The organism is Pseudomonas sp. GW821-FHT09C08 (genome assembly GCF_059418125.1).
Genome location: NZ_JBWKPG010000004.1, coordinates 190,277 through 209,236 on the forward strand (window position 1 = coordinate 190,277; position 18,960 = coordinate 209,236).

The following is an 18,960-nucleotide window of genomic DNA, read 5'->3' on the forward strand; positions in this document are numbered from 1 at the left end:
TTGATACGAAAACTGGTTGTACTGCTGCTGATCGGTCTGTTCTCGGCGGCGTTGCTGTTGGGGTTTTCCGCCTGGAAACTCGATTCCACCCTGAAGCAGCCCTTGAACCTGACCCAGGAGCAATTGCTTGATGTGCCGGCCGGGGCGACGCCCACCGGTACGTTCAATCGCCTGGAAGCCGACGGCGTGCTCGACGGCGCCTTCTGGTTGCGCCTGTACTGGCGCTTTAACCTTGATGGTCAGCCCTTGCACAGTGGCGAATACCGCATGACCCCGGGCATGACCGCACAGGGCCTGATCGGCCTGTGGCAGCGTGGCGAAGTCGTGCAGTACAGCCTGACCCTGGTCGAAGGCTGGAATTTCCGCCAGGTACGCCTCGCCCTGGCCAAGCACGAAAAGATCGTGCAGACCCTCGCGGGCCTGACTGACAGTGAAGTGATGGAGAAGCTCGGTCACCCTGGCGTATTCCCTGAGGGGCGGTTCTTCCCGGACACCTACCGCTTCGTGCGCGGCATGACCGATGTCGAATTCCTGAAAAAAGCCTACAACCGCCTCGACGACGTACTCGCCCAGGAGTGGAGCAAACGCGCGGCCGATGCGCCGTACACTGACCCTTATCAAGCGCTGATCATGGCCTCCCTGGTGGAGAAAGAGACCGGCGTGCCCGAGGAGCGCGGCCAGATTGCCGGCGTGTTCGTGCGGCGCATGAAGATCGGCATGCTGCTGCAGACCGACCCCACCGTGATCTACGGCCTGGGCGAGCGCTACAACGGCAAATTGACCCGTGCGCACCTCAAGGAAGCCAACCCCTACAACACCTACATGGTGGCTGGCCTGCCGCCGACACCGATCGCCATGGTCGGCCGCGAAGCGATCCATGCGGCGCTGAACCCTGTGCCGGGCAGCAGCCTGTATTTCGTCGCCCGGGGTGATGGCAGTCATGTTTTCTCCGACAACCTGGATGCGCATAATGCCGCCGTGCGCGAGTTCCAGCTCAAGCGCCGGGCCGATTACCGCTCCAGCCCGGCACCGGTCGTGAACCCTGCGCAAGACGCAGCGCCATCGGCCGAAGCCCCGGCTGAAAAGCCGGCGGAGCCTGCGTCGGACACCGCTGCACCGCAAAGCCCGCAATGACTCTGACTAAGGACTGCCTGTGACTGGCTTGTTTATTACCCTGGAAGGCCCCGAAGGCGCCGGCAAAAGCACCAACCGCGATTACCTGGCCGAGCGTTTGCGCGCCGAGGGCATCGAGGTAGTGTTGACCCGCGAGCCCGGTGGCACACCGCTGGCAGAGCGCATCCGTGAAGTGTTGCTGGCCCCGGGCGAGGAACAGATGAATGCGGATACCGAGTTGCTGCTGGTGTTTGCCGCGCGCGCACAGCACCTGTCCGAAGTGATCCGCCCGGCCCTGGCGCGCGGTGCCGTGGTGATTTGCGACCGTTTCACCGACTCCACTTATGCCTACCAGGGCGGTGGTCGCGGCTTGTCCCTGGAGCGCATCGCCACCCTGGAAACCTTCGTTCAAGGCGACTTGCGCCCTGACCTGACGCTGGTCTTCGACCTGCCGGTGGAAGTCGGCCTGGCCCGCGCCAGTGCGCGCGGTCGCCTGGACCGTTTTGAGCTCGAAGGCCAAGCCTTCTTCGACGCCGTACGCACGGCGTTCCTCAAGCGCGCCAAGGCTGAGCCTGCGCGTTACTACCTGCTGGATGCTGCGCAGCCGCTGGCCCAGGTGCAGCAAGCCATCGATGCCCTGTTGCCGAACCTGCTGGAGCGCGCCCGTGGCTGAAGCCTATCCGTGGCAGGACAGCCTCTGGCGACAACTGGCCGGCCGTGCCCAGCACGCCCACGCCTACCTGCTGCACGGGCCGGCGGGGATCGGTAAGCGTGATTTGGCCGAGCGACTCATGGCCAGCCTGCTGTGCCAGCGTCCGGTCAACCTGCAGGCTTGCGGTGAGTGCAAGTCCTGCCTGTTGCTCAAGGCCGGCAGCCACCCGGATAACTACCTGCTCGAACCCGAGGAAGCCGACAAGGCGATCAAGGTCGACCAGGTGCGTGACCTCGTCAGCTTCGTGGTGCAAACCGCGCAGATGGGCGGGCGCAAGGTGGTGCTGATCGAGCCGGTGGAGGCGATGAACATCAACGCCGCCAACGCCTTGCTCAAGAGCCTCGAAGAACCGTCCGGCGACACTGTTTTGCTGCTGGTCAGTCACCAGTCCAGCCGCTTGTTGCCGACTATCCGCAGCCGTTGCGTGCAGCAGGCGTGCCCGTTGCCGAGCGAGGCCATGAGCCTGCAGTGGCTGGCCAAGGCGCTGCCGGAGTGCTCCGAGGAGGAGCGGGTCGAATTGCTCACCCTGGCGGCTGGCTCACCGCTGGCGGCTGTGAAGCTGCAGGCCCAGGGCGTGCGTGAGCAACGCGCGCTGGTGGTCGACGGTGTGAAGAAGCTGCTCAAGCAAGAGCTGTCTGCCACGCAGCTGGCCGAAAGCGCCTGGAAGGACATCCCCCTGCTTTTGCTGTTCGACTGGTTCTGCGATTGGTCGAGCCTGATCCTGCGCTATCAGCTGACCCAGGATGAAAGCGGCCTGGGCCTGCCGGACATGCGCAAGGTGGTGCAGTACCTCGCGCAGAAAAGTGCGCAGGACAAGGTGCTGAACATCCAGGATTGGATCCTCGCCCAGCGCCAGAAAGTGCTCGGCAAGGCCAACCTCAACCGTGTCCTGCTGCTCGAAGCGCTGCTGGTGCAGTGGGTCGGCTTGCTCGGCCGGCGTTAATTTCGGTGGCCGACGGGTGTATCGTTGGCCAGACACTTTCGCGACTCAAGTTGTAGATTCCTATGCTCGTAGACTCCCATTGCCACCTCGATCGCCTCGACCTTGCCCAGCACGGTGGCTCCCTTGATGCTGCCCTTGAAGCGGCTCGCCAGCGTGGGGTAGGGCACTTCCTGTGCATCGGCGTCAGCGCCGAAAATGCCGCAGACGTCAAAGCCCTGGCCGAGCGCTATGCCGATGTGGACTGCTCGGTGGGTATCCACCCGCTGGACCTCAAGCCTGGCGAAGCCCCGGCCCTCGACTGGCTGCTGGGCGAACTCAACCACCCGCGTGTGGTAGCGATTGGCGAAACCGGCCTGGACTACCACTACGAGCCCGAAGCCGCCGACCTGCAGCAGGCCTCCTTTCGCCTGCATCTGCAAGCTGCCCAGCAGACCGGCAAACCGGTGATCGTCCACACGCGTGGCGCGCGTGCCGACACCCTGGCGTTGCTGCGCGAGGCCGCGTTGCCCCAGGCCGGCGTGCTGCATTGCTTTACCGAAGATTGGGACATGGCCAAGGCGGCCCTGGACCTGGGCTTCTACATTTCCCTGTCGGGCATCGTCACCTTCCGCAATGCCGACGCCTTGCGCGACGTGGCACGCCAGGTGCCGGCCGACCGCCTGCTGGTGGAAACCGATTCGCCTTACCTGGCGCCCATTCCTCATCGCGGCAAACCGAACCTGCCGGAATACGTACGGGATGTGGCGGATTACCTGGCCATGCTGCGGGGTGAGTCTTACGAGCGCTTTGCACAGCAGACCACCGACAACTTCAAGCGCCTGTTCCCGTTGGCCCACGTCGCCGGCTGACAGGCTCAAATCGCAGGCAAAAAAAACCCGGGTTCTGGGGGGTGAATCCGGGTTAAGACCATTAGGAGTAAAACAAGGGCACACAGTCCGTCGGTACCCAGGTCGGCGCGTCACTTGGGGGAGATGTCACGCCGACAGTTCAAGTATTGATCAGTATCCCATTCAGTCCAGTCGCATCTGATCGTTTTTTAAACAGATTTGGAATACGCGCGCTTCGCTTGAGTTCTCATTGGCTGGGTGCACGTGGATAGTTGTTGCGTATTATTTCTGACTGAAATCAAAGGAAACGTTGGCGCGCCGAAACTAAAGTGTGCGGCGGGTTCACATAGACGTTGCCCAACGACCGTTCAGTCGGGATAATCCCTCGCACTGGGTAAATCGTATCGCCGCGTATCCGTGGCCCTGCGCAACCCTCCCTATTCCGACCTCTGCAGACCTCTTCCTCATGCACAAAGAACCCCGTAAGGTCCGAGAGTTTCGCCGCCGTGAGCAGGAAATTCTCGACACCGCACTCAAGTTGTTCCTCGAACAGGGTGAAGACAGCGTCACCGTCGAGATGATCGCGGATGCCGTCGGTATCGGCAAAGGCACGATCTACAAGCACTTCAAGTCCAAGGCCGAGATCTACCTGCGCCTGATGCTCGACTACGAGCGTGATTTGAACGAGCTGCTGCATTCGGCCGATGTCGACAAGGACAAGGAGGCGCTGTCCCGCGCCTACTTCGAGTTCCGCATGCGTGACCCGCAGCGCTACCGCCTGTTTGATCGCCTGGAAGAGAAAGTGGTCAAGGGCCATCAGGTGCCGGAGATGGTCGAGGAACTGCACAAGATCCGCGCCTCGAACTTCGAACGCCTGACCCTGCTGATCAAGGGCCGCATCAGCGAAGGCAAGCTGGAAGACGTACCGCCGTATTTCCACTACTGCGCGGCCTGGGCCCTGGTGCACGGCGCCGTGGCGCTGTATCACTCGCCGTTCTGGAGTAATGTACTGGAAGATCAGGAAGGCTTCTTCCAGTTCCTGATGGACATTGGCGTGCGCATGGGCAACAAACGCAAGCACAGCGCCGAGCTGCCACAGGCGCCTGCCGAAACGCCTGCCACCTGATAGTTGCTGTCGGGCGCAGTACCCCAGGAATATACTCAGGCAAGGACCTTGCTAAAAGCTGATTTATAGGTCAGCTTTTAGCACGCCCGATTCATCCTCTGCCGGAGTGATCCATGATCGTTGATCGTCAAGGCAGGCGTTTTCGCAATTTGCGGATCAGCCTGACCTCAGCCTGCAATTACGCGTGTACCTACTGCGTGCCAAACGGCAAGCGGCTGGTGGCTGCCCAGGACGAACTCTCGGCCGAGGCCATGGCCCGTGGTGTGGCCTATCTAATCGAGGCGGCAGGGATCGAACGCCTTCGCATCACCGGCGGCGAGCCGTTGGTCAGCCCCAAGCTGGAAGCCTTCATGGGCGCTGTCGGCGGGATGGGGCTCAGTGATATCAGCCTGACCACCAATGGCCAATTGCTCGCGCGCAAACTGCCGCTGTTGGTGGACGCCGGTATTCGGCGCATCAACGTCTCCCTCGATACCCTGGATGCCGACGCTTTTCGCAGCATCGCGCGTGGCGGTGACCTGGCCACTGTGCTTGATGGCATGGACCAGGCCCGCGCCGCTGGGATCAAGATCAAGGTCAATATGGTGCCCCTGCGCGGCCAGAACCTCGATCAGGTGATGCCGTTGCTCGACTACTGCCTGGAGCGAGGCTACGAGTTGCGCTTTATCGAATTGATGCGCATGGGCCACCTGGCCAAGGACTCGAATGCATTCCTGCAGCAATTCGTCAGCCTGCAGCAATTGCTCAGCCTGATCGGCGAGCAGTATGAATACCTGCAAGCCAACGCGCCGGTCGATGCCACGGCAGTGCGCTACGAAGTGCCGGGCAAAGGCTTCTTTGGCGTCATCGCGAATGAAAGCGTGCCGTTCTGCCGTACGTGTTCGCGGCTGCGGCTGTCGTCCACCGGCTGGCTGCATGGTTGCCTGTCGTCGAGCAACCGTCACTACGTCGGCGACCTGTTGGATCAACCCCGCCATCAGGCACTGCCGGCCCTGCAGGGCCTGTTGATGAAGGCGTTGGGTGACAAACAGGAAGTAGCTTTCTCGGGCGGTGCCACCATCATGAAGATCATCGGCGGCTAGCCCAGGCTGGTGCAGAACCCTGTGGGAGCCGGATTGCTCGCGCATATGGTGTGCCGGTCAAAGGAAATACCGACTGATCCGCCGCATTTGCGAGCAAGCCGCTCCCCCATTTGCTTTGCGCCGCTTGCGAGTGGCCTGGATTCTGCATCTCGTGCCCATTCGCCGGTTTTCCGTCACCGGCTTCTGGAGGATTAGGATGCGTAACCTGGTTTTGTTGCTGGCGTCGTTGACGCTGAGTGGTTGCATGACCGTCAGCGATATGGCCGAAGGCACCCGCTATCAGATGAGCGACGCCGGGTTGCTCGACCACAGCGACACCCGCCGGACCGCCTCGGTTCGCATACAGCCGGATTCCTTTGTATTTATCGCCCAGGGTGCGTTCGTCCCACCGGGCAGCGCGTACCCGCGACCTAACGTGGTCGCCGAGGAAGCCTTCAACGGCTTCGTCGAATACTTCCCCATGGTGCGTCGTGCACGTCAGCCCGAAGGCCTCGAACAAGCCATGGCCGAAGCCCGTGCGGCCGGCGCGCACTACCTGTTGTACTGCCGGTTTGCCGCGGCGGATGACCGTATCGGCAATGCCGATGAGTGGACCGACCAGCAGGCCCTCGACCGCGTAGGCTTGGACAGCGGCGTAATCCAGATCATGTTGATCGAGACCAGCACCCAGTATTTGATTGATACTGCACGCATTCGCAGTCGTGGCGGTTTACTGACGTTCCACGACAACAAGCCAGAAGACCTGATTGCCCGCCCGCTGGCGCAGTACGCCCGCGGCCTGTTGGGAATGAGCGATCAGTAAGACACAGGAGATCCCCATGACCGATTCCGCCAAGGCCAATGATCTGTTGGCCCAACTGCCCAAGGGCAAGGGACCGGCGCCGGTGCATCTGTGGAACCCGGATTTCTGCGGCGACATCGATATGCGCATCGCCCGCGATGGCACCTGGTTCTACCAGGGCACGCCTATCGGGCGTAAGCCGATGGTCAAGTTGTTCTCCAACATCATCCGCCGCGATGGCGATGATTATTTCCTGGTCACCCCGGTGGAAAAGGTCGGCATCCGTGTCGATGACGCGCCGTTTGTGGCCGTGACCCTGGACGTGCAGGGGCAGGGCGACAGCCAGGTGCTGCGCTTTACTACCAACGTCGATGAACTGATCGACGCCGGGCTTGAGCACCCTCTGCGGGTGGTCATCGACCCCGTCACCCAGGAACCTGCGCCGTATGTGCGTGTGCGCGCCAACCTCGAAGCCCTGGTGCATCGCAACGTGTTCTACCAACTGGTGGAACTGGCGGTGAGGCGTCCGATCAACGGTCAGAACTGGCTGGGCGTGTGGAGCGACGGGGTGTTTTTCCCGATTGGCCTGGAGCCCTGAGGGCGTTTTTCCCTTCCCCCTGAAATAATTCGCTTGCTGTGATCGGGCGGTTTCGGTTATCAATTTGTACATGATTAGACATGTTCGATTTGATAAGAAAAAACGCGTCGTCGACGAGCTCATCCGCCGTATCGAGGGTGGGGTGATGGCCGACGGTTTCCTGCTGCCGGGCGAGCATCAATTGGCCGAGGAGTTTGCGGTCAGCCGAGGCACCCTGCGCGAAGCCCTGGCCGAACTCAAGCGGCGCAATTACATCGCGACCCAGAGCGGCGTCGGCTCCATCGTCACCTTTGACGGCATGGTGCTCGACCAGCGCAGCGGTTGGGCCCAGGCGTTGGCTGACACCGGCGCGCTGGTGACCACCGACATCCTGCGCCTGGAAGCGGTCACCCGCCCGGACCTGCTCAGCCGTTTCGGCACTGACCAATTCATCGCCCTCGACCGCCGTCGGCGTACCACCGATGGCACAGCCGTGTCGCTGGAGCGCTCGCTGATGCCTGCTGTCGGTGGCCTCGACAGCCTGCCGCGTGTGGGGCTGATCGACAACTCCCTGACCATCACCCTGGCCGCCTACGGCTATGTGGGCGCCGAAGGTGACCAGTGGATCGGCGCCGAGCCCTTGAGCGATGAAGACGCCGAGTTGCTCGGCCGTCCAGCCGGCAGCGTGTTTCTCAAGGCCTCGCGTACCACTTATGACCGTCGCGAACGCTTCATGGAGTACGTCGAAAGTTTGCTCGACCCTCTGCACTTTCGCCTGCACCTGCAGTTCGGAGCGTCGAAATGACCCGGCAAAATCGCGCCCTCGGCGCTTTCTACGGCCTGGCGTTGGGTGATGCCCTGGGCATGCCCACCCAATCCTTGAGCCGCGAGCAGGTCCGTGCGCGTTTCGGTGCCATTACCGGCCTGGAAGACGCCGACGCCGATCAGCCCATTGCCCCCAACATGCCGGCCGGCTCCATCACCGATGACACCGAGCAGGCGATCCTGGTCGGCGAGTTGCTGGTCGAAGGGCAGGGCAGCATCGAGCCGACCGTGCTCGCCCAACGCCTGATCGACTGGGAAGCGGTGATGCGTGCCAAGGGGTCGCAGGATCTGCTCGGGCCGTCCACCAAGCGCGCCATCGACATGATCCTCGCCGGCCACACTCCGGAAGAATCCGGGCGCTATGGCACCACCAACGGCGCAGCGATGCGCATCACGCCGGTGGGCATTGCCGCCGATGTCAGTGACCCGGTGCAGTTCATCCAGGCGGTGATCCAGGCGTGCCAGGTGACCCATAACACCACGCTGGGCATCTCCAGCGCGGCGGCAGTCGCGGCGGTAGTCTCGGCAGGCATCAATGGCGTGGACCTCGGTGAAGCGCTGAACATCGGCACGCAGATCGCCCAGCAGGCGGAAAGCCATGGTCACTGGGTGGCTGGCGGACGGATTTCCACGCGCATCAGTTGGGCGCGAACCCTGAGCGTCGGCAGCGGCGACAAGGCCCTGTTTGCCGAGCTGCTGTATGAATTGATCGGCACCTCCGTCGCTTCCCAGGAGTCCGTAGTGGTGTCGTTTGCCCTCGCCCAGCAAGTGGCGGTGGGTGAGTTGGAGGCCTTCGAGGCGCTGTGCCTGGCCGCCAGCCTTGGCGGAGACACCGACACCATTGCCGCGATCCTCGGCGCCATGCTCGGCGCCTGTCTGGGCCTGCAGTGCTGGCCTGAAGCGATGATCGAACAGGTCAAGCAGGTCAATGGCCTCGATTTGCAGCCGTTGGTCGCGGGGCTGCTTACATTGCGCTGAACCCTGTAGGCGTGCCCCCGGCTCCTACACAGGTCGCGTCGAGTCAGGATGACCGGTTAAAGCTTTGATTCTCTGCCACAACCACAACAATACAGGCACCAGGAGCACCCCTCATGAGCAGCACTTCTTCCGGCCAAAGTGCCGGGCAACTGGAAACACGCGGTATCGAACCGGTCCCTGAAGGCGAGTGCAACGGCCATCCGCTGCAACTGTTCTGGGTGTGGTTCGCGGCCAATATCAGCATCCTCGGCTTGCCGCTGGGCGCGACCCTGGTAGCGTTTCGCGGCCTGGCGATCTGGCAGGCGATCATCGTCGCGATCCTCGGCGCCGCCGGCTCTTTTGCGGTGGTGGGCATCATCTCGATTGCCGGCCGACGTGGCCGTGCGCCGAGCCTGACGCTGTCCCGCGCGATCTTCGGGGTACGCGGCAACATCGGGCCGACGCTGGTCTCGCTGATGTCGCGCCTGGGCTGGGAAACCGTCAACACCACCACCGCCGCCTTCGTGTTGCTGTCGTTGTGTTCGATCCTGTTCGGCTCGCCGGTCGAGGCCAAGAGCGCGCCGCTGCTGACGCTGATCTTCATCGCCATTTTCGTGCTGCTGACCCTGTCCGTTTCCGGCCTCGGCCACGCGACCTTGCTGGTGATCCAGAAATGGTCGACCTACGTGTTCGGCGCATTGAACATCCTGGTCGGCGGTTTCCTCTGCGCCACCATCGACTGGAGCGCGGTGTTCAATGCCACCCCGGCGCCGTTGAGCGCGATGATCATCGGTATCGGCACCATGGCGGCGGGTACCGGTATCGGTTGGGCCAACGCCGGTGCCGACATGTCGCGCTACCAGCACCGCAGCGTCAAGGCCGTGCGCCTGGTGGCGTCCGCCGCGTTCGGTGCGGGCATTCCGCTGGTGCTGCTGATTACCCTCGGCGGCCTGCTGTCGGTGGGCAACAACGACCTGGCGTCGGCGACTGACCCGATCATCGCGATCCGCGACATGCTGCCGACCTGGATGGCCGTGCCGTACCTGATCACCGCCTTCGGTGGGCTGCTGCTGTCGAACAACTTGTCGGTGTACTCGGCCGGCCTCACCACCTTGACCCTCGGCTTGAAGGTCAAACGTGTGCACGCGGTGATCGTCGATATCGTGGCGATCTTCGCCGGCTCCATCTACTTCATGCTGATCGCCGACAGTTTCTACGGCCCGTTCATCACTTTCATCTCGTTGCTCGCGGTACCGATCACCGCGTGGGTCGGGATCTTCGTGGTCGACCTGATCCACCGTCACTACTACAGCCCCAAGGACCTGCTCGACGTCAGCCCCAGCAGCGCCTATTGGTACCGTGGCGGGGTTGAGTGGCGCGCGTTTGGCGCCTGGGCCGTGGCGATCGTGCTGGGCTTCAGCTTCACCACCATCGGCACCACTGCCGAAAACATCTGGTTCGCCGGGCCGTTGTCCGACTCCTGGCTGGGCCACAACGGCCTGGGCTGGATCGTCACCTTCCTGGTGGCCGGCGGGATTTATGCGCTGCTGGGCGGCGCGTCTGACCGTCGTCCGGCTTTAGTCGAGAGTCACAATGTCTAGATTGCTGCACACCGGCCAGGTCATCGTTGACCTGGTCATGGCCCTCGACACCCTGCCCGCGACCGGCGGCGACGTGCTGGCGCAGTCGGCCAGCTTCGAAGCCGGCGGTGGTTTCAACGTGATGGCCGCCGCGCGCCGCAATGGGTTGCCGGTGGTGTACCTCGGGCGCCATGGCCGCGGGCGCTTCGGTGACCTGGCCCGTGCGGCCATGCAGGCCGAAGGCGTGGAAATCGCCCAGGCGGCCAGTGACGGCAAGGACACCGGCCTGTGTGTGTCGCTGACCGAAGCCACCACCGAGCGCACCTTCATTTCCCATATCGGCGCAGAAGGCGACTTGACGGCCGAGGATTTGGCAGGCGTCGTGCCACGGGCAGACGACTATGTGTACGTCAGCGGCTACAGCCTGTTGCTCGAGGGCAAGGCGCAGGCGTTGCTCGATTGGCTGCTGGCGCTGCCGCGCGCTATACCCGTGGTGTTCGACCCGGGCCCCTTGGTCAAGGCGCCGGACTCGGCGTTGATGGTTGCCTTGCTGCCGCGTATCGATATCTGGACCAGCAACGGGCCGGAGGCGCTCGCGTTTACCGGTGCCACGACGCTCGCCGATGCGCTGCTCGCACTCACTCGACATTTGCCTGCCGAGGCCTTGTTGGTGGTGCGCGACGGTCCGCAGGGTTGCTGGGTCAGTCGTCGGGGCGAGGCTGAGCATGTGCCGGGTTTCAAGGTCCAGGCGGTCGACAGCAACGGTGCGGGCGATGCCCATGCCGGGGTGTTCCTGGCCGGTTTGGCCAGCGGCCTGCAACCGGCCCAGGCAGCCCGTCGCGCCAACGCCGCCGCGGCCCTGGCGGTCACGCGCTGGGGCCCGGCGACTTCGCCAGGGGCTGCCGAAGTGGACGCGTTGTTGGCAGAATAGGGGCACTCAGTACGGAGCTGTCCCATGACCCAGAACATCTACGACACGCCGGCCTTCTTCGAGGGCTACAGCAAAATGAGCCGCTCGGTGGAGGGCCTCGCCGGCGCGCCGGAGTGGCCCGCCTTGCAGGCCTTGCTGCCGCCGATGTCCGGTTTGAACGTGGTCGATCTGGGCTGCGGTTATGGCTGGTTCAGTCGCTGGGCCCAGGAGCAGGGCGCCGCACAGGTGCTTGGCCTGGATGTGTCGCACAAGATGCTGGCGCGGGCCCGGGCGATGACCTCGGCGCCGACCGTCACCTACGCCATCGCCGACCTGGAACAACTCGACCTGCCGGCGGGCACATTCGATTTGGCCTACAGCTCCTTGGCGTTCCATTACATCGTCGACCTAAAGCGATTGTTCCAGACCCTCCATCAAGCGCTGGTGCCGGGTGGGCGGCTGGTGTTTTCCATCGAGCACCCGATCTTCATGGCGCCGCGCAACCCAGGCTGGCAGGTCGATGCTCAGGGTCGCAAAAGCTGGCCGGTGGACAGTTACCAATTAGAGGGGCCACGGGTGACGAATTGGTTGGCCGAGGGCGTGATCAAGCAGCACCGTACCTTGGGCACGTTGCTCAATATGCTGATCCAGACGGGGTTCACGCTGAGCCATGTGCAGGAGTGGGGGCCGAGCGAAGCCGACCTCAAGGTCCTGCCAGCGTTGGCAGAAGAGCAAGAGCGTCCGATGATGCTGCTGGTCTCGGCGCACCGCTGATTGGCGGCACCGCGAAAAATAATATGTGGCGAGTGGTGGCGAGGGAGCTTGCTACGGTTCGACAGCGCAGCCGGAGCAAGCTCCCTCATCACAGCCCAGAATGGGTTTTGAAATGTTCGGAAGACCGGCGTCAGCCAGCCTTTCGCAGCGCTTCAATCAGTTGATCCTTTCGCATGTTCGAGCGGCCCGGAATGGCCCTGGCCCGCGCTTCCTGCAGCAAGCTCTGCTTGGTTTGCGTCGCCAATGAGGCCCGGCTGTTGCGCGCATGGCCGTCACGGCTGGCCACGGCACGCTTGGCCGAGTCGCTGCGGGCCTGGGACTTTTCCTGCGGGGCTTTACGCTGACCCGAGCCACCGGCCTTTTCGCCACCGCCAGACTGCTTGTTGACGGTAGCCCAGGCGCGGGCCTCAGCTTCATCCTTGGGTACGCCCTGGTGCTCGTAACTCTGTTCGATACGGGCAGCCTTGCGCTTCTGTGCGGCGGTGTATTTGGCTTTGCTTCCTAGAGGCATTGCGATACTCCCACTGGCCCTGTCGCCAGGGCCAGACCAGACAAAATGGATTACTGAGGGCTTTCACTTTCAAGCTTGCGGGCCTCGTCGACACCGGAGGCGGTCAGCTTGATCGGCAGGTTCAACGAGTATTCACCGGCGTCGTCGGTGGTCACATGCCCATCCTTGATCAGCCCGCGGTCCTGGAGGAACGCCAAGACACTGGCCACCACCTTTTCGCCGCGGTAGTTATCCAGCACCTCCTTGCCCAGGCCGTTCGGGTGGGCGTGCAACAGGCGGGTGAGGACTTCTTTTTCAAGGTTTCTATCGACGTTCATGCGTACCTCTTCACTGGGAAATGATCGGGTGTTGGTGTTGCTATCGATCCATCAAGGCGCAGGCTGTTTCGGCGCGCCAGGCACGTTCGAGTCGTCGCCTTTGTTGATGTTGGGTTGATTGATCGCGGGGCCCATCTTGCCATTGCCGACGGCGGCCGGAGCCTGGCGTTGGGTGTCGTTGCCCTGGGTGCGCGGGTCTGCGCCTGGCTGGATGATCGCGCCGCCGTTGGTGTCCATGCCGGTGCCCATCGAGTCCTGGGACTCCTGGGTGGCAGGGTTTGGCGAGCTACCGGCCGGGTCAGTCTTGCCGGTGGACGAGGTGGCAGCGAAGGCGCCCAGCGATGTGGCAGACAACAGGCCGGTGAGGGCGAGGGCGGCAAACTTGGAATTCTTCATGAGGGTGTCTCCATATGATTAATGTCCTTACCCTCTATTGGTCCGCCCGGCTTCGGCGTTCGTGCCTTGATGGCGACGAACGGTATTAGCCCACCTGTAAGATTTTGTGTGTCGAGAGCCTGCGCGCGATCAGGCGTGCCACGGTGATCATCCAGTTCAGTGCGGCGATGGCCAGCACGCAGAGCATCAGGGTCGACAGGCCGTACTCGACGATGATCTTGCCCGCCAGCAGCGGAAAGCCAAACACGCCGACAAAGTACCCGAGGCTGAATAACAGCAGGGCCTGGGACGTGGTGCCGGGCGGTGCTTCATTGGCCACCAGCCCGTTGATTACCGAGTAGGTCAGGCCGTAACCCACGCCCAACGTGGCAGCCGCGAGCAGGTAGCTGAGGTTGCCGCTCACCCCAAAAGCAAACAGGGCGATCGACCCGAGCATCAACCCGGACAACACGCAGGCGGCGCGGTAGGCGTCACGCTTGACCACGAAGCCGGCGATCAACAGGCGGCTGGTAATGGCGGCACTCAGGAACCCGCCGAAGAACAGCGAATAGTCCAGGCCATGCGCGGCTGCGTAGCTGGTCTGGAAGGATGAAAGCCCACCAAATACGCACCCTCCCAAGCCGACCATCAGGATGGCGAACGCCGCCCTGGAAGACAGCACTCTGCGGCTGGCAGCCCAGGAAATACGGGCGGCAGGCACGTTCGCGTGATGCTTGAGCCGAGCGCCCATGCGCCAGAACATCACCACACCGGCGAGGCTGGCCAACCCGGCAATATAGAACGCGCTGGTCAGGGGCAGGTCCAGCGCGCTGGCGGCGCGCCCGAGCAGGGGGCCGGAGCCGATCCCACTCAGCATGCTGCCCGACAGCAGCGCAAAGTACTTGGCTCGCTGGCGTGGTTCTACCAGCAAGGTCACGATGATCGGACCCAGTGTGTAGAACACGCCCCAACCCAACCCCAGGGCCAGCCCGCACACCATCAAGCCTTGGCCAAACCCGGGCACTAGGGCAAAACCCAGGCACGCTACCACCAGCAACACGCCCATCCCGGCAATTGCCCGAGCCGCGCCCAGTGCATCGGCCAAATGCCCGGAGAGCACCACGGCCACGAAGGTGCTGAGCATCGCCATGGAAATCACGCTGCCGGCATCATGGTCGTTGCCGCCGCGCGCGTGAATCAGCAGCGACAGCAAAAACGTCGAACCGTAGGACAGGGACAGCAGGAAGCTGGCAAGGCAGAACAGCGCGAAAGTCTTCGCGCCCACCGGCGGAGTGGCGTGCATGGGCAAGTCTCGAATCGTTGGCGTTATGCCGACTGTTTACCATGGGCGGCCACGGCGATTGTTCTGTGGTTGGTGGTGCTCGGATCACTGCGCGACGGAGTAAAGCACCCGCACCCTCTCGAAATTGCACTGCAACTCGTCATGAAAGCGCCTTAGTATGTGTGCTTTGAAATTGCCCAAGGCTCGCCCATGACCATCGAGATTCGCCCCGCCGTGCCCAGCGATGCTGCGCAGATCCTGGCTTTCATCACCGAGCTTGCCGAGTACGAGAAGGCCCGGCATGAAGTGATCGCCAGTGTCGCGGACATCGAGCGCAGCCTGTTCAGCGAGGGCGCGACCGCCCATGGCCTGATCTGCTTGCGGGACGGCTTGCCGATCGGTTTTGCCGTGTTCTTTTTCAGTTACTCCACGTGGCTGGGCAGCAACTGCCTGTACCTCGAAGACCTGTACATCAACCCCGAGCAACGCGGCGGTGGCGCCGGCAAGAAGCTCTTGCGGCATTTGGCCAAGATCGCTTGCGACAACGGCTGCGGCCGTTTCGAGTGGAGCGTGCTGGACTGGAACGAGCCGGCGATTGCCTTCTACAAATCCATCGGCGCCCAGCCGCAGGAAGAGTGGGTTCGTTACCGCATGGAAGGCGATGCGCTGCGCGACTTTGCCCTCGGCTAGTCACCCAGCCTGTAGACACTGAAGATCAACAGGTGGGAGCGAGCTTGCTCGCGAATGCGCTGGATCAGTCAACTCATGTGTGACTGGCCACGGCATTCGCAAGCAAGCCTGCTCCCACATTTTTTTTGATTTTTGCTCGCTATATGGGATGCAAATTTATATATTGAGATATTTTAAAAGATGGGTTTATAGTCGCCTGCATCAGCACTCACTACCAAAAACAAAACAGGTGAAGCGATGCAGCCCCAACCGTTGTCGTTACCCGCTGTGCCCGAGCCCACCTATGGTGAACGGCTGAAGAACAAAGTGGTGATCATCACGGGCGCCGCCCAGGGCATTGGCGAGGCGATCGTCGCCTGTTTCCAGGCCCAGCAGGCATGCCTGGTGATTGCCGATATCCAGGGCGACAAGGTCGAGAAAGTCGCCGCCCATTGGCGCGAACGTGGCGCCGAGATCGTCGCGCAATCCATCGATATCACCTCCAAGACGCAGTGGCAGGCGTTGGTCCATGTCGCCATTGAACGCTTCGGTCGCGTCGATGTGCTGGTCAACTGCGCCGGGGTCAACGTGTTCCGCGACCCGCTGGAGATGACCGACGAGGACTGGCGCCGCTGCTTCGCCATCGACCTCGACGGCGCCTGGTACGGTTGCCGTACGGTGCTGCCGCACATGATCGAGCAGGGCATCGGCAACATCATCAACATCGCCTCCACCCATTCCAGCTACATCATTCCCGGTTGCTTCCCTTACCCGGTGGCCAAGCATGGCCTGCTCGGCCTCACCCGCGCGCTCGGCATCGAATACGCGCCCAAGGGCATCCGCGTGAATGCCATCGCGCCGGGCTACATCGAAACCCAGCTCAACGTCGATTACTGGAACGGTTTCCCCGACCCCCACGCCGAACGCCAGCGTGCGTTTGACCTGCACCCGCCCAAGCGCATCGGCCAGCCGATCGAAGTGGCGATGACTGCATTGTTCCTGGCGACTGACGAGGCGCCCTTCATCAATGCGACCTGCCTGATGATCGATGGCGGGCGCTCCGTGATGTACCACGACTAGAACTTGTAACGCTCAATAACAACAAGAGGTGGCTCATGTTCAAGAAGACACTAGGCACTCTGGCGCTCGCGATGGCGTTCAGCAGCGTGGCACTCGCCGAAGAAGTGAAGATCGGCTTCCTGGTCAAGCAGGCCGAAGAACCCTGGTTCCAGACCGAATGGGCCTTCGCCGAAAAGGCCGGCAAGGACCAGGGTTTCACCGTGATCAAGATCGCGGTGCCCGACGGTGAGAAGACCCTGTCGGCCATCGACACCCTCGCGGCCAACGGCGCCAAGGGCTTTGTGATCTGCCCGCCGGACGTATCCCTTGGCCCGGCGATCATGGCCAAGGCCAAGCTCAATAACCTCAAGGTGCTGGCGGTCGACGACCGTTTCGTCGACGCCAAGGGCAAGCCTATGGAAGACGTGCCCTACGTCGGCCTGGACGCTTACAAGATCGGCCAGAAGCAAGGCGAAGCCATGGCCACCGAAGCGAAAAAACGCGGCTGGGACTGGAAAGAAACCTACGCCGTGATCAACACCTTCGACGAGCTGGAAACCGGCAAGAAACGCACCGACGGCTCGGTGGAAGGTCTCAAGGCGGCGGGCCTGCCGGCTGACCATATCCTCTTCAGCGCGCAGAAAACCCTCGACGTCCCCGGCAGCATGGACGCCACCAACTCGGCGCTGGTGAAGCTGCCCAGTGGCGCGAAAAACCTGCTGATCGGCGGCATGAACGACAGCACCGTGCTGGGCGGCGTACGCGCCACGGAAAGCGCCGGCTTCAAGGCGGCCAACGTGATCGGCGTCGGCATCAACGGTACCGATGCAATCGAGGAATTGAAGAAATCCAATACCGGTTTCTACGGCTCGATGCTGCTGAGCCCGGATGCCTCGGGCTACAAAACCGCCAGCGCGATGTTCGAGTGGGTCACCAAAGGCACCGAGCCTGCCAAGTTCACCGCCCTGGACAATGTCACCCTGATCACCCGCGACAATTTCAAGCAAGAGTTGAGCAAAATCGGGCTGTGGAAATGAGCGGCGCGGCCCTGCGTTTCAATGGCATCGGCAAGGAGTTTCCCGGTGTGAAAGCCCTGGCGCAGATCAGCTTTGAAGCGCGGCCGCATTCGGTACATGCGCTGATGGGCGAGAACGGCGCCGGCAAGTCGACCCTGCTGAAGATTCTCGGCGGCGCCTACTTGCCGAGCAGCGGCACGCTGCAGATCGGCGAGCAGACCATGGACTTCAAATCCGCCGCCGACAGCATCGCCAACGGCGTCGCGGTGATCCACCAGGAACTGCACCTGGTGCCGGAAATGACGGTGGCGGAGAACCTGTTCCTCGGGCATTTGCCGACGCGTTTTGGCGTGGTCAATCGCGGGCTGTTGCGCCAGCAGGCGCTGGCCTGCCTCAAGGGCCTGGCCGATGAGATCGACCCCGACGAAAAGCTCGGGCGGCTGTCCCTCGGGCAGCGCCAACTGGTGGAAATCGCCAAGGCGCTGTCGCGGGGTGCGCATGTGATTGCTTTCGACGAGCCGACCAGCAGCCTGTCCGCCCGCGAGATCGACCGCTTGATGGCGATCATCACGCGGCTGCGCGACGAGGGCAAAGTGGTGCTCTACGTGTCCCATCGCATGGAAGAAGTGTTCCGCATCTGCAACGCCGTCACGGTGTTCAAGGATGGCCGCTACGTGCGCACCTTCGAGGACATGAGCACGCTGACCCACGATCAACTGGTGACCTGCATGGTCGGTCGCGACATCCAGGACATCTATGACTATCGCCCGCGCGAGCAGGGCGAGGTGGCGCTGAAGGTCGAGGGGCTGCTCGGCCCGGGCCTGCGTGAGGCGGTCAGCCTGCAAGTGCACAAGGGCGAGATCCTCGGGCTGTTTGGCCTGGTCGGTGCCGGGCGGACCGAGCTGTTCCGGTTGCTCAGCGGGTTGGAGCGCGCGACCGCCGGCCACCTGGAATTGAACGGGCAGGCGCTGCCCTTGCGCTCGCCCCGCGATGCCATCGCCGCTGGCGTGTTGCTGTGCCCGGAGGACCGCAAGAAGGAGGGCATCATTCCGCTGTCCAGCGTCGCCGAGAACATCAACATCAGCGCGCGTGGTGCGCATGCCACGTTTGGCTGGCTGCTGCGCGACGGTTGGGAGAAGGGCAACGCCGATAAGCAGATCAAGGCGATGAAGGTCAAGACGCCGAACGCCGAGCAGAAAATCATGTACCTGTCGGGGGGCAACCAGCAGAAGGCCATTCTCGGCCGCTGGCTGTCGATGCCGATGAAAGTACTGCTGCTGGACGAGCCGACGCGTGGCATCGATATCGGCGCCAAGTCGGAGATCTACCAGATCATCCACAACCTCGCCGCCAGCGGCATCGCGGTGATCGTGGTATCCAGCGACCTGATGGAAGTGATGGGCATCTCCGACCGCATCCTGGTGATGAGCGAAGGCGCCCTGACCGGCGAACTGACCCGCGATCAAGCGGATGAAGCACGGCTGCTGCAACTGGCGCTCCCGCGTTCGCGGGCTTGAAGAATAA

At 62.7% G+C, this 18,960-nt stretch carries 21 protein-coding genes; 17 read left to right on the forward strand and 4 right to left on the reverse strand.

Annotated features, from left to right (window positions below; genetic code table 11):
• The 13 genes from mltG (at nucleotide 1) to AC07OJ_RS15565 (ending at nucleotide 12,207) form a co-directional block, all read left to right on the forward strand.
• Nucleotides 1–1,134 carry an endolytic transglycosylase MltG gene (mltG, locus tag AC07OJ_RS15505; RefSeq protein ID WP_495094763.1) on the forward strand — a complete coding sequence of 378 codons (1,134 nt, stop codon included), beginning with the start codon at nucleotides 1–3 and terminating at the stop codon, nucleotides 1,132–1,134.
• 19 nt (nucleotides 1,135–1,153) lie between these two features.
• Nucleotides 1,154–1,786 (forward strand): dTMP kinase, encoded by a 633-nt coding sequence (tmk, locus tag AC07OJ_RS15510; RefSeq protein WP_065909293.1) that lies wholly within the window; start codon nucleotides 1,154–1,156, stop codon nucleotides 1,784–1,786.
• The gene (locus AC07OJ_RS15515; protein ID WP_495094764.1) at nucleotides 1,779–2,768 is read left to right on the forward strand and encodes a DNA polymerase III subunit delta'; all 990 of its coding nucleotides are present in this window, start codon (nucleotides 1,779–1,781) and stop codon (nucleotides 2,766–2,768) included. Before tmk ends, AC07OJ_RS15515 begins: the two co-directional genes overlap by 8 nt.
• A gap of 62 nt (nucleotides 2,769–2,830) precedes the next feature.
• Nucleotides 2,831–3,616, forward strand: coding sequence for a TatD family hydrolase (locus AC07OJ_RS15520; protein WP_065909298.1), 786 nt, complete (start codon nucleotides 2,831–2,833; stop codon nucleotides 3,614–3,616).
• A gap of 445 nt (nucleotides 3,617–4,061) precedes the next feature.
• The gene (locus tag AC07OJ_RS15525; protein WP_065909300.1) at nucleotides 4,062–4,721 is read left to right on the forward strand and encodes a TetR/AcrR family transcriptional regulator; all 660 of its coding nucleotides are present in this window, start codon (nucleotides 4,062–4,064) and stop codon (nucleotides 4,719–4,721) included.
• A 113-nt stretch (nucleotides 4,722–4,834) separates the two neighbouring features.
• Nucleotides 4,835–5,803, forward strand: coding sequence for a GTP 3',8-cyclase MoaA (locus tag AC07OJ_RS15530; RefSeq protein WP_065909301.1), 969 nt, complete (start codon nucleotides 4,835–4,837; stop codon nucleotides 5,801–5,803).
• Between the two features lie 196 nt (nucleotides 5,804–5,999).
• Complete coding sequence (locus AC07OJ_RS15535; protein WP_065909302.1) at nucleotides 6,000–6,605, forward strand: DUF4823 domain-containing protein; 606 nt, start codon at nucleotides 6,000–6,002, stop codon at nucleotides 6,603–6,605.
• Between the two features lie 16 nt (nucleotides 6,606–6,621).
• Entirely contained in the window at nucleotides 6,622–7,182 is a 561-nt protein-coding gene (locus tag AC07OJ_RS15540; protein ID WP_495094765.1) for a DUF1285 domain-containing protein, read from the forward strand.
• Between the two features lie 70 nt (nucleotides 7,183–7,252).
• The gene (locus AC07OJ_RS15545; RefSeq protein ID WP_120449533.1) at nucleotides 7,253–7,966 is read left to right on the forward strand and encodes a GntR family transcriptional regulator; all 714 of its coding nucleotides are present in this window, start codon (nucleotides 7,253–7,255) and stop codon (nucleotides 7,964–7,966) included.
• Nucleotides 7,963–8,964, forward strand: coding sequence for an ADP-ribosylglycohydrolase family protein (locus AC07OJ_RS15550; RefSeq protein ID WP_495094766.1), 1,002 nt, complete (start codon nucleotides 7,963–7,965; stop codon nucleotides 8,962–8,964). The genes AC07OJ_RS15545 and AC07OJ_RS15550 overlap by 4 nt, the downstream gene beginning before the upstream one ends.
• Before the next feature lie 113 nt (nucleotides 8,965–9,077).
• Nucleotides 9,078–10,544 (forward strand): purine-cytosine permease family protein, encoded by a 1,467-nt coding sequence (locus AC07OJ_RS15555; RefSeq protein ID WP_120449528.1) that lies wholly within the window; start codon nucleotides 9,078–9,080, stop codon nucleotides 10,542–10,544.
• Nucleotides 10,537–11,454 (forward strand): PfkB family carbohydrate kinase, encoded by a 918-nt coding sequence (locus AC07OJ_RS15560; protein ID WP_495094767.1) that lies wholly within the window; start codon nucleotides 10,537–10,539, stop codon nucleotides 11,452–11,454. The genes AC07OJ_RS15555 and AC07OJ_RS15560 overlap by 8 nt, the downstream gene beginning before the upstream one ends.
• 24 nt (nucleotides 11,455–11,478) lie before the next feature.
• Complete coding sequence (locus AC07OJ_RS15565) at nucleotides 11,479–12,207, forward strand: class I SAM-dependent methyltransferase (RefSeq protein WP_495094768.1); 729 nt, start codon at nucleotides 11,479–11,481, stop codon at nucleotides 12,205–12,207.
• Between the two features lie 130 nt (nucleotides 12,208–12,337).
• Here AC07OJ_RS15565 and AC07OJ_RS15570 read toward each other — a convergent pair whose 3' ends face one another.
• The 4 genes from AC07OJ_RS15570 to AC07OJ_RS15585 all read right to left on the reverse strand — a co-directional run bounded on the left by AC07OJ_RS15570 (nucleotide 12,338) and on the right by AC07OJ_RS15585 (nucleotide 14,713).
• Nucleotides 12,338–12,718, reverse strand: a complete 381-nt coding sequence (locus AC07OJ_RS15570) for a termination factor Rho (protein ID WP_065909320.1) — start codon at nucleotides 12,716–12,718, stop codon at nucleotides 12,338–12,340.
• Between the two features lie 50 nt (nucleotides 12,719–12,768).
• A complete protein-coding gene (locus AC07OJ_RS15575) occupies nucleotides 12,769–13,035 on the reverse strand; it encodes a hypothetical protein (RefSeq protein ID WP_065909322.1) in 267 nt (88 codons plus the stop codon).
• A 51-nt stretch (nucleotides 13,036–13,086) separates the two neighbouring features.
• A complete protein-coding gene (locus tag AC07OJ_RS15580) occupies nucleotides 13,087–13,431 on the reverse strand; it encodes a hypothetical protein (RefSeq protein ID WP_065909324.1) in 345 nt (114 codons plus the stop codon).
• An 85-nt stretch (nucleotides 13,432–13,516) separates the two neighbouring features.
• Nucleotides 13,517–14,713, reverse strand: a complete 1,197-nt coding sequence (locus AC07OJ_RS15585; protein WP_495006775.1) for an MFS transporter — start codon at nucleotides 14,711–14,713, stop codon at nucleotides 13,517–13,519.
• A 189-nt stretch (nucleotides 14,714–14,902) separates the two neighbouring features.
• Here AC07OJ_RS15585 and AC07OJ_RS15590 point away from each other — a divergent pair, with 189 nt between their 5' ends.
• The 4 genes from AC07OJ_RS15590 (at nucleotide 14,903) to araG (ending at nucleotide 18,953) form a co-directional block, all read left to right on the forward strand.
• Nucleotides 14,903–15,382, forward strand: coding sequence for a GNAT family N-acetyltransferase (locus AC07OJ_RS15590; RefSeq protein WP_106802872.1), 480 nt, complete (start codon nucleotides 14,903–14,905; stop codon nucleotides 15,380–15,382).
• 237 nt (nucleotides 15,383–15,619) lie between these two features.
• On the forward strand, nucleotides 15,620–16,441 hold the full coding sequence (locus AC07OJ_RS15595) for an SDR family oxidoreductase (protein ID WP_495094769.1): 822 nt from the start codon (nucleotides 15,620–15,622) through the stop codon (nucleotides 16,439–16,441).
• A gap of 35 nt (nucleotides 16,442–16,476) precedes the next feature.
• On the forward strand, nucleotides 16,477–17,457 hold the full coding sequence (locus AC07OJ_RS15600; protein ID WP_065909335.1) for a substrate-binding domain-containing protein: 981 nt from the start codon (nucleotides 16,477–16,479) through the stop codon (nucleotides 17,455–17,457).
• The gene (araG, locus tag AC07OJ_RS15605; RefSeq protein WP_106802875.1) at nucleotides 17,454–18,953 is read left to right on the forward strand and encodes an L-arabinose ABC transporter ATP-binding protein AraG; all 1,500 of its coding nucleotides are present in this window, start codon (nucleotides 17,454–17,456) and stop codon (nucleotides 18,951–18,953) included. Before AC07OJ_RS15600 ends, araG begins: the two co-directional genes overlap by 4 nt.
• Nucleotides 18,954–18,960 lie beyond the last annotated feature (7 nt).

Bases quoted from the DNA above. Each gene is read 5' to 3' on its own strand.
- AC07OJ_RS15520 (WP_065909298.1), top strand. From the start codon at position 2,831: ATGCTCGTAGACTCCCATTGCCACCTCGATCGCCTCGACCTTGCCCAG.
- AC07OJ_RS15525 (WP_065909300.1), top strand. From the start codon at position 4,062: ATGCACAAAGAACCCCGTAAGGTCCGAGAGTTTCGCCGCCGTGAGCAG.
- AC07OJ_RS15530 (WP_065909301.1), top strand. From the start codon at position 4,835: ATGATCGTTGATCGTCAAGGCAGGCGTTTTCGCAATTTGCGGATCAGC.
- AC07OJ_RS15535 (WP_065909302.1), top strand. From the start codon at position 6,000: ATGCGTAACCTGGTTTTGTTGCTGGCGTCGTTGACGCTGAGTGGTTGC.
- AC07OJ_RS15540 (WP_495094765.1), top strand. From the start codon at position 6,622: ATGACCGATTCCGCCAAGGCCAATGATCTGTTGGCCCAACTGCCCAAG.
- AC07OJ_RS15545 (WP_120449533.1), top strand. From the start codon at position 7,253: ATGATTAGACATGTTCGATTTGATAAGAAAAAACGCGTCGTCGACGAG.
- AC07OJ_RS15550 (WP_495094766.1), top strand. From the start codon at position 7,963: ATGACCCGGCAAAATCGCGCCCTCGGCGCTTTCTACGGCCTGGCGTTG.
- AC07OJ_RS15555 (WP_120449528.1), top strand. From the start codon at position 9,078: ATGAGCAGCACTTCTTCCGGCCAAAGTGCCGGGCAACTGGAAACACGC.
- AC07OJ_RS15560 (WP_495094767.1), top strand. From the start codon at position 10,537: ATGTCTAGATTGCTGCACACCGGCCAGGTCATCGTTGACCTGGTCATG.
- AC07OJ_RS15565 (WP_495094768.1), top strand. From the start codon at position 11,479: ATGACCCAGAACATCTACGACACGCCGGCCTTCTTCGAGGGCTACAGC.
- AC07OJ_RS15570 (WP_065909320.1), bottom strand. From the start codon at position 12,718: ATGCCTCTAGGAAGCAAAGCCAAATACACCGCCGCACAGAAGCGCAAG.
- AC07OJ_RS15575 (WP_065909322.1), bottom strand. From the start codon at position 13,035: ATGAACGTCGATAGAAACCTTGAAAAAGAAGTCCTCACCCGCCTGTTG.
- AC07OJ_RS15580 (WP_065909324.1), bottom strand. From the start codon at position 13,431: ATGAAGAATTCCAAGTTTGCCGCCCTCGCCCTCACCGGCCTGTTGTCT.
- AC07OJ_RS15585 (WP_495006775.1), bottom strand. From the start codon at position 14,713: ATGCACGCCACTCCGCCGGTGGGCGCGAAGACTTTCGCGCTGTTCTGC.
- AC07OJ_RS15590 (WP_106802872.1), top strand. From the start codon at position 14,903: ATGACCATCGAGATTCGCCCCGCCGTGCCCAGCGATGCTGCGCAGATC.
- AC07OJ_RS15595 (WP_495094769.1), top strand. From the start codon at position 15,620: ATGCAGCCCCAACCGTTGTCGTTACCCGCTGTGCCCGAGCCCACCTAT.
- AC07OJ_RS15600 (WP_065909335.1), top strand. From the start codon at position 16,477: ATGTTCAAGAAGACACTAGGCACTCTGGCGCTCGCGATGGCGTTCAGC.
- araG (WP_106802875.1), top strand. From the start codon at position 17,454: ATGAGCGGCGCGGCCCTGCGTTTCAATGGCATCGGCAAGGAGTTTCCC.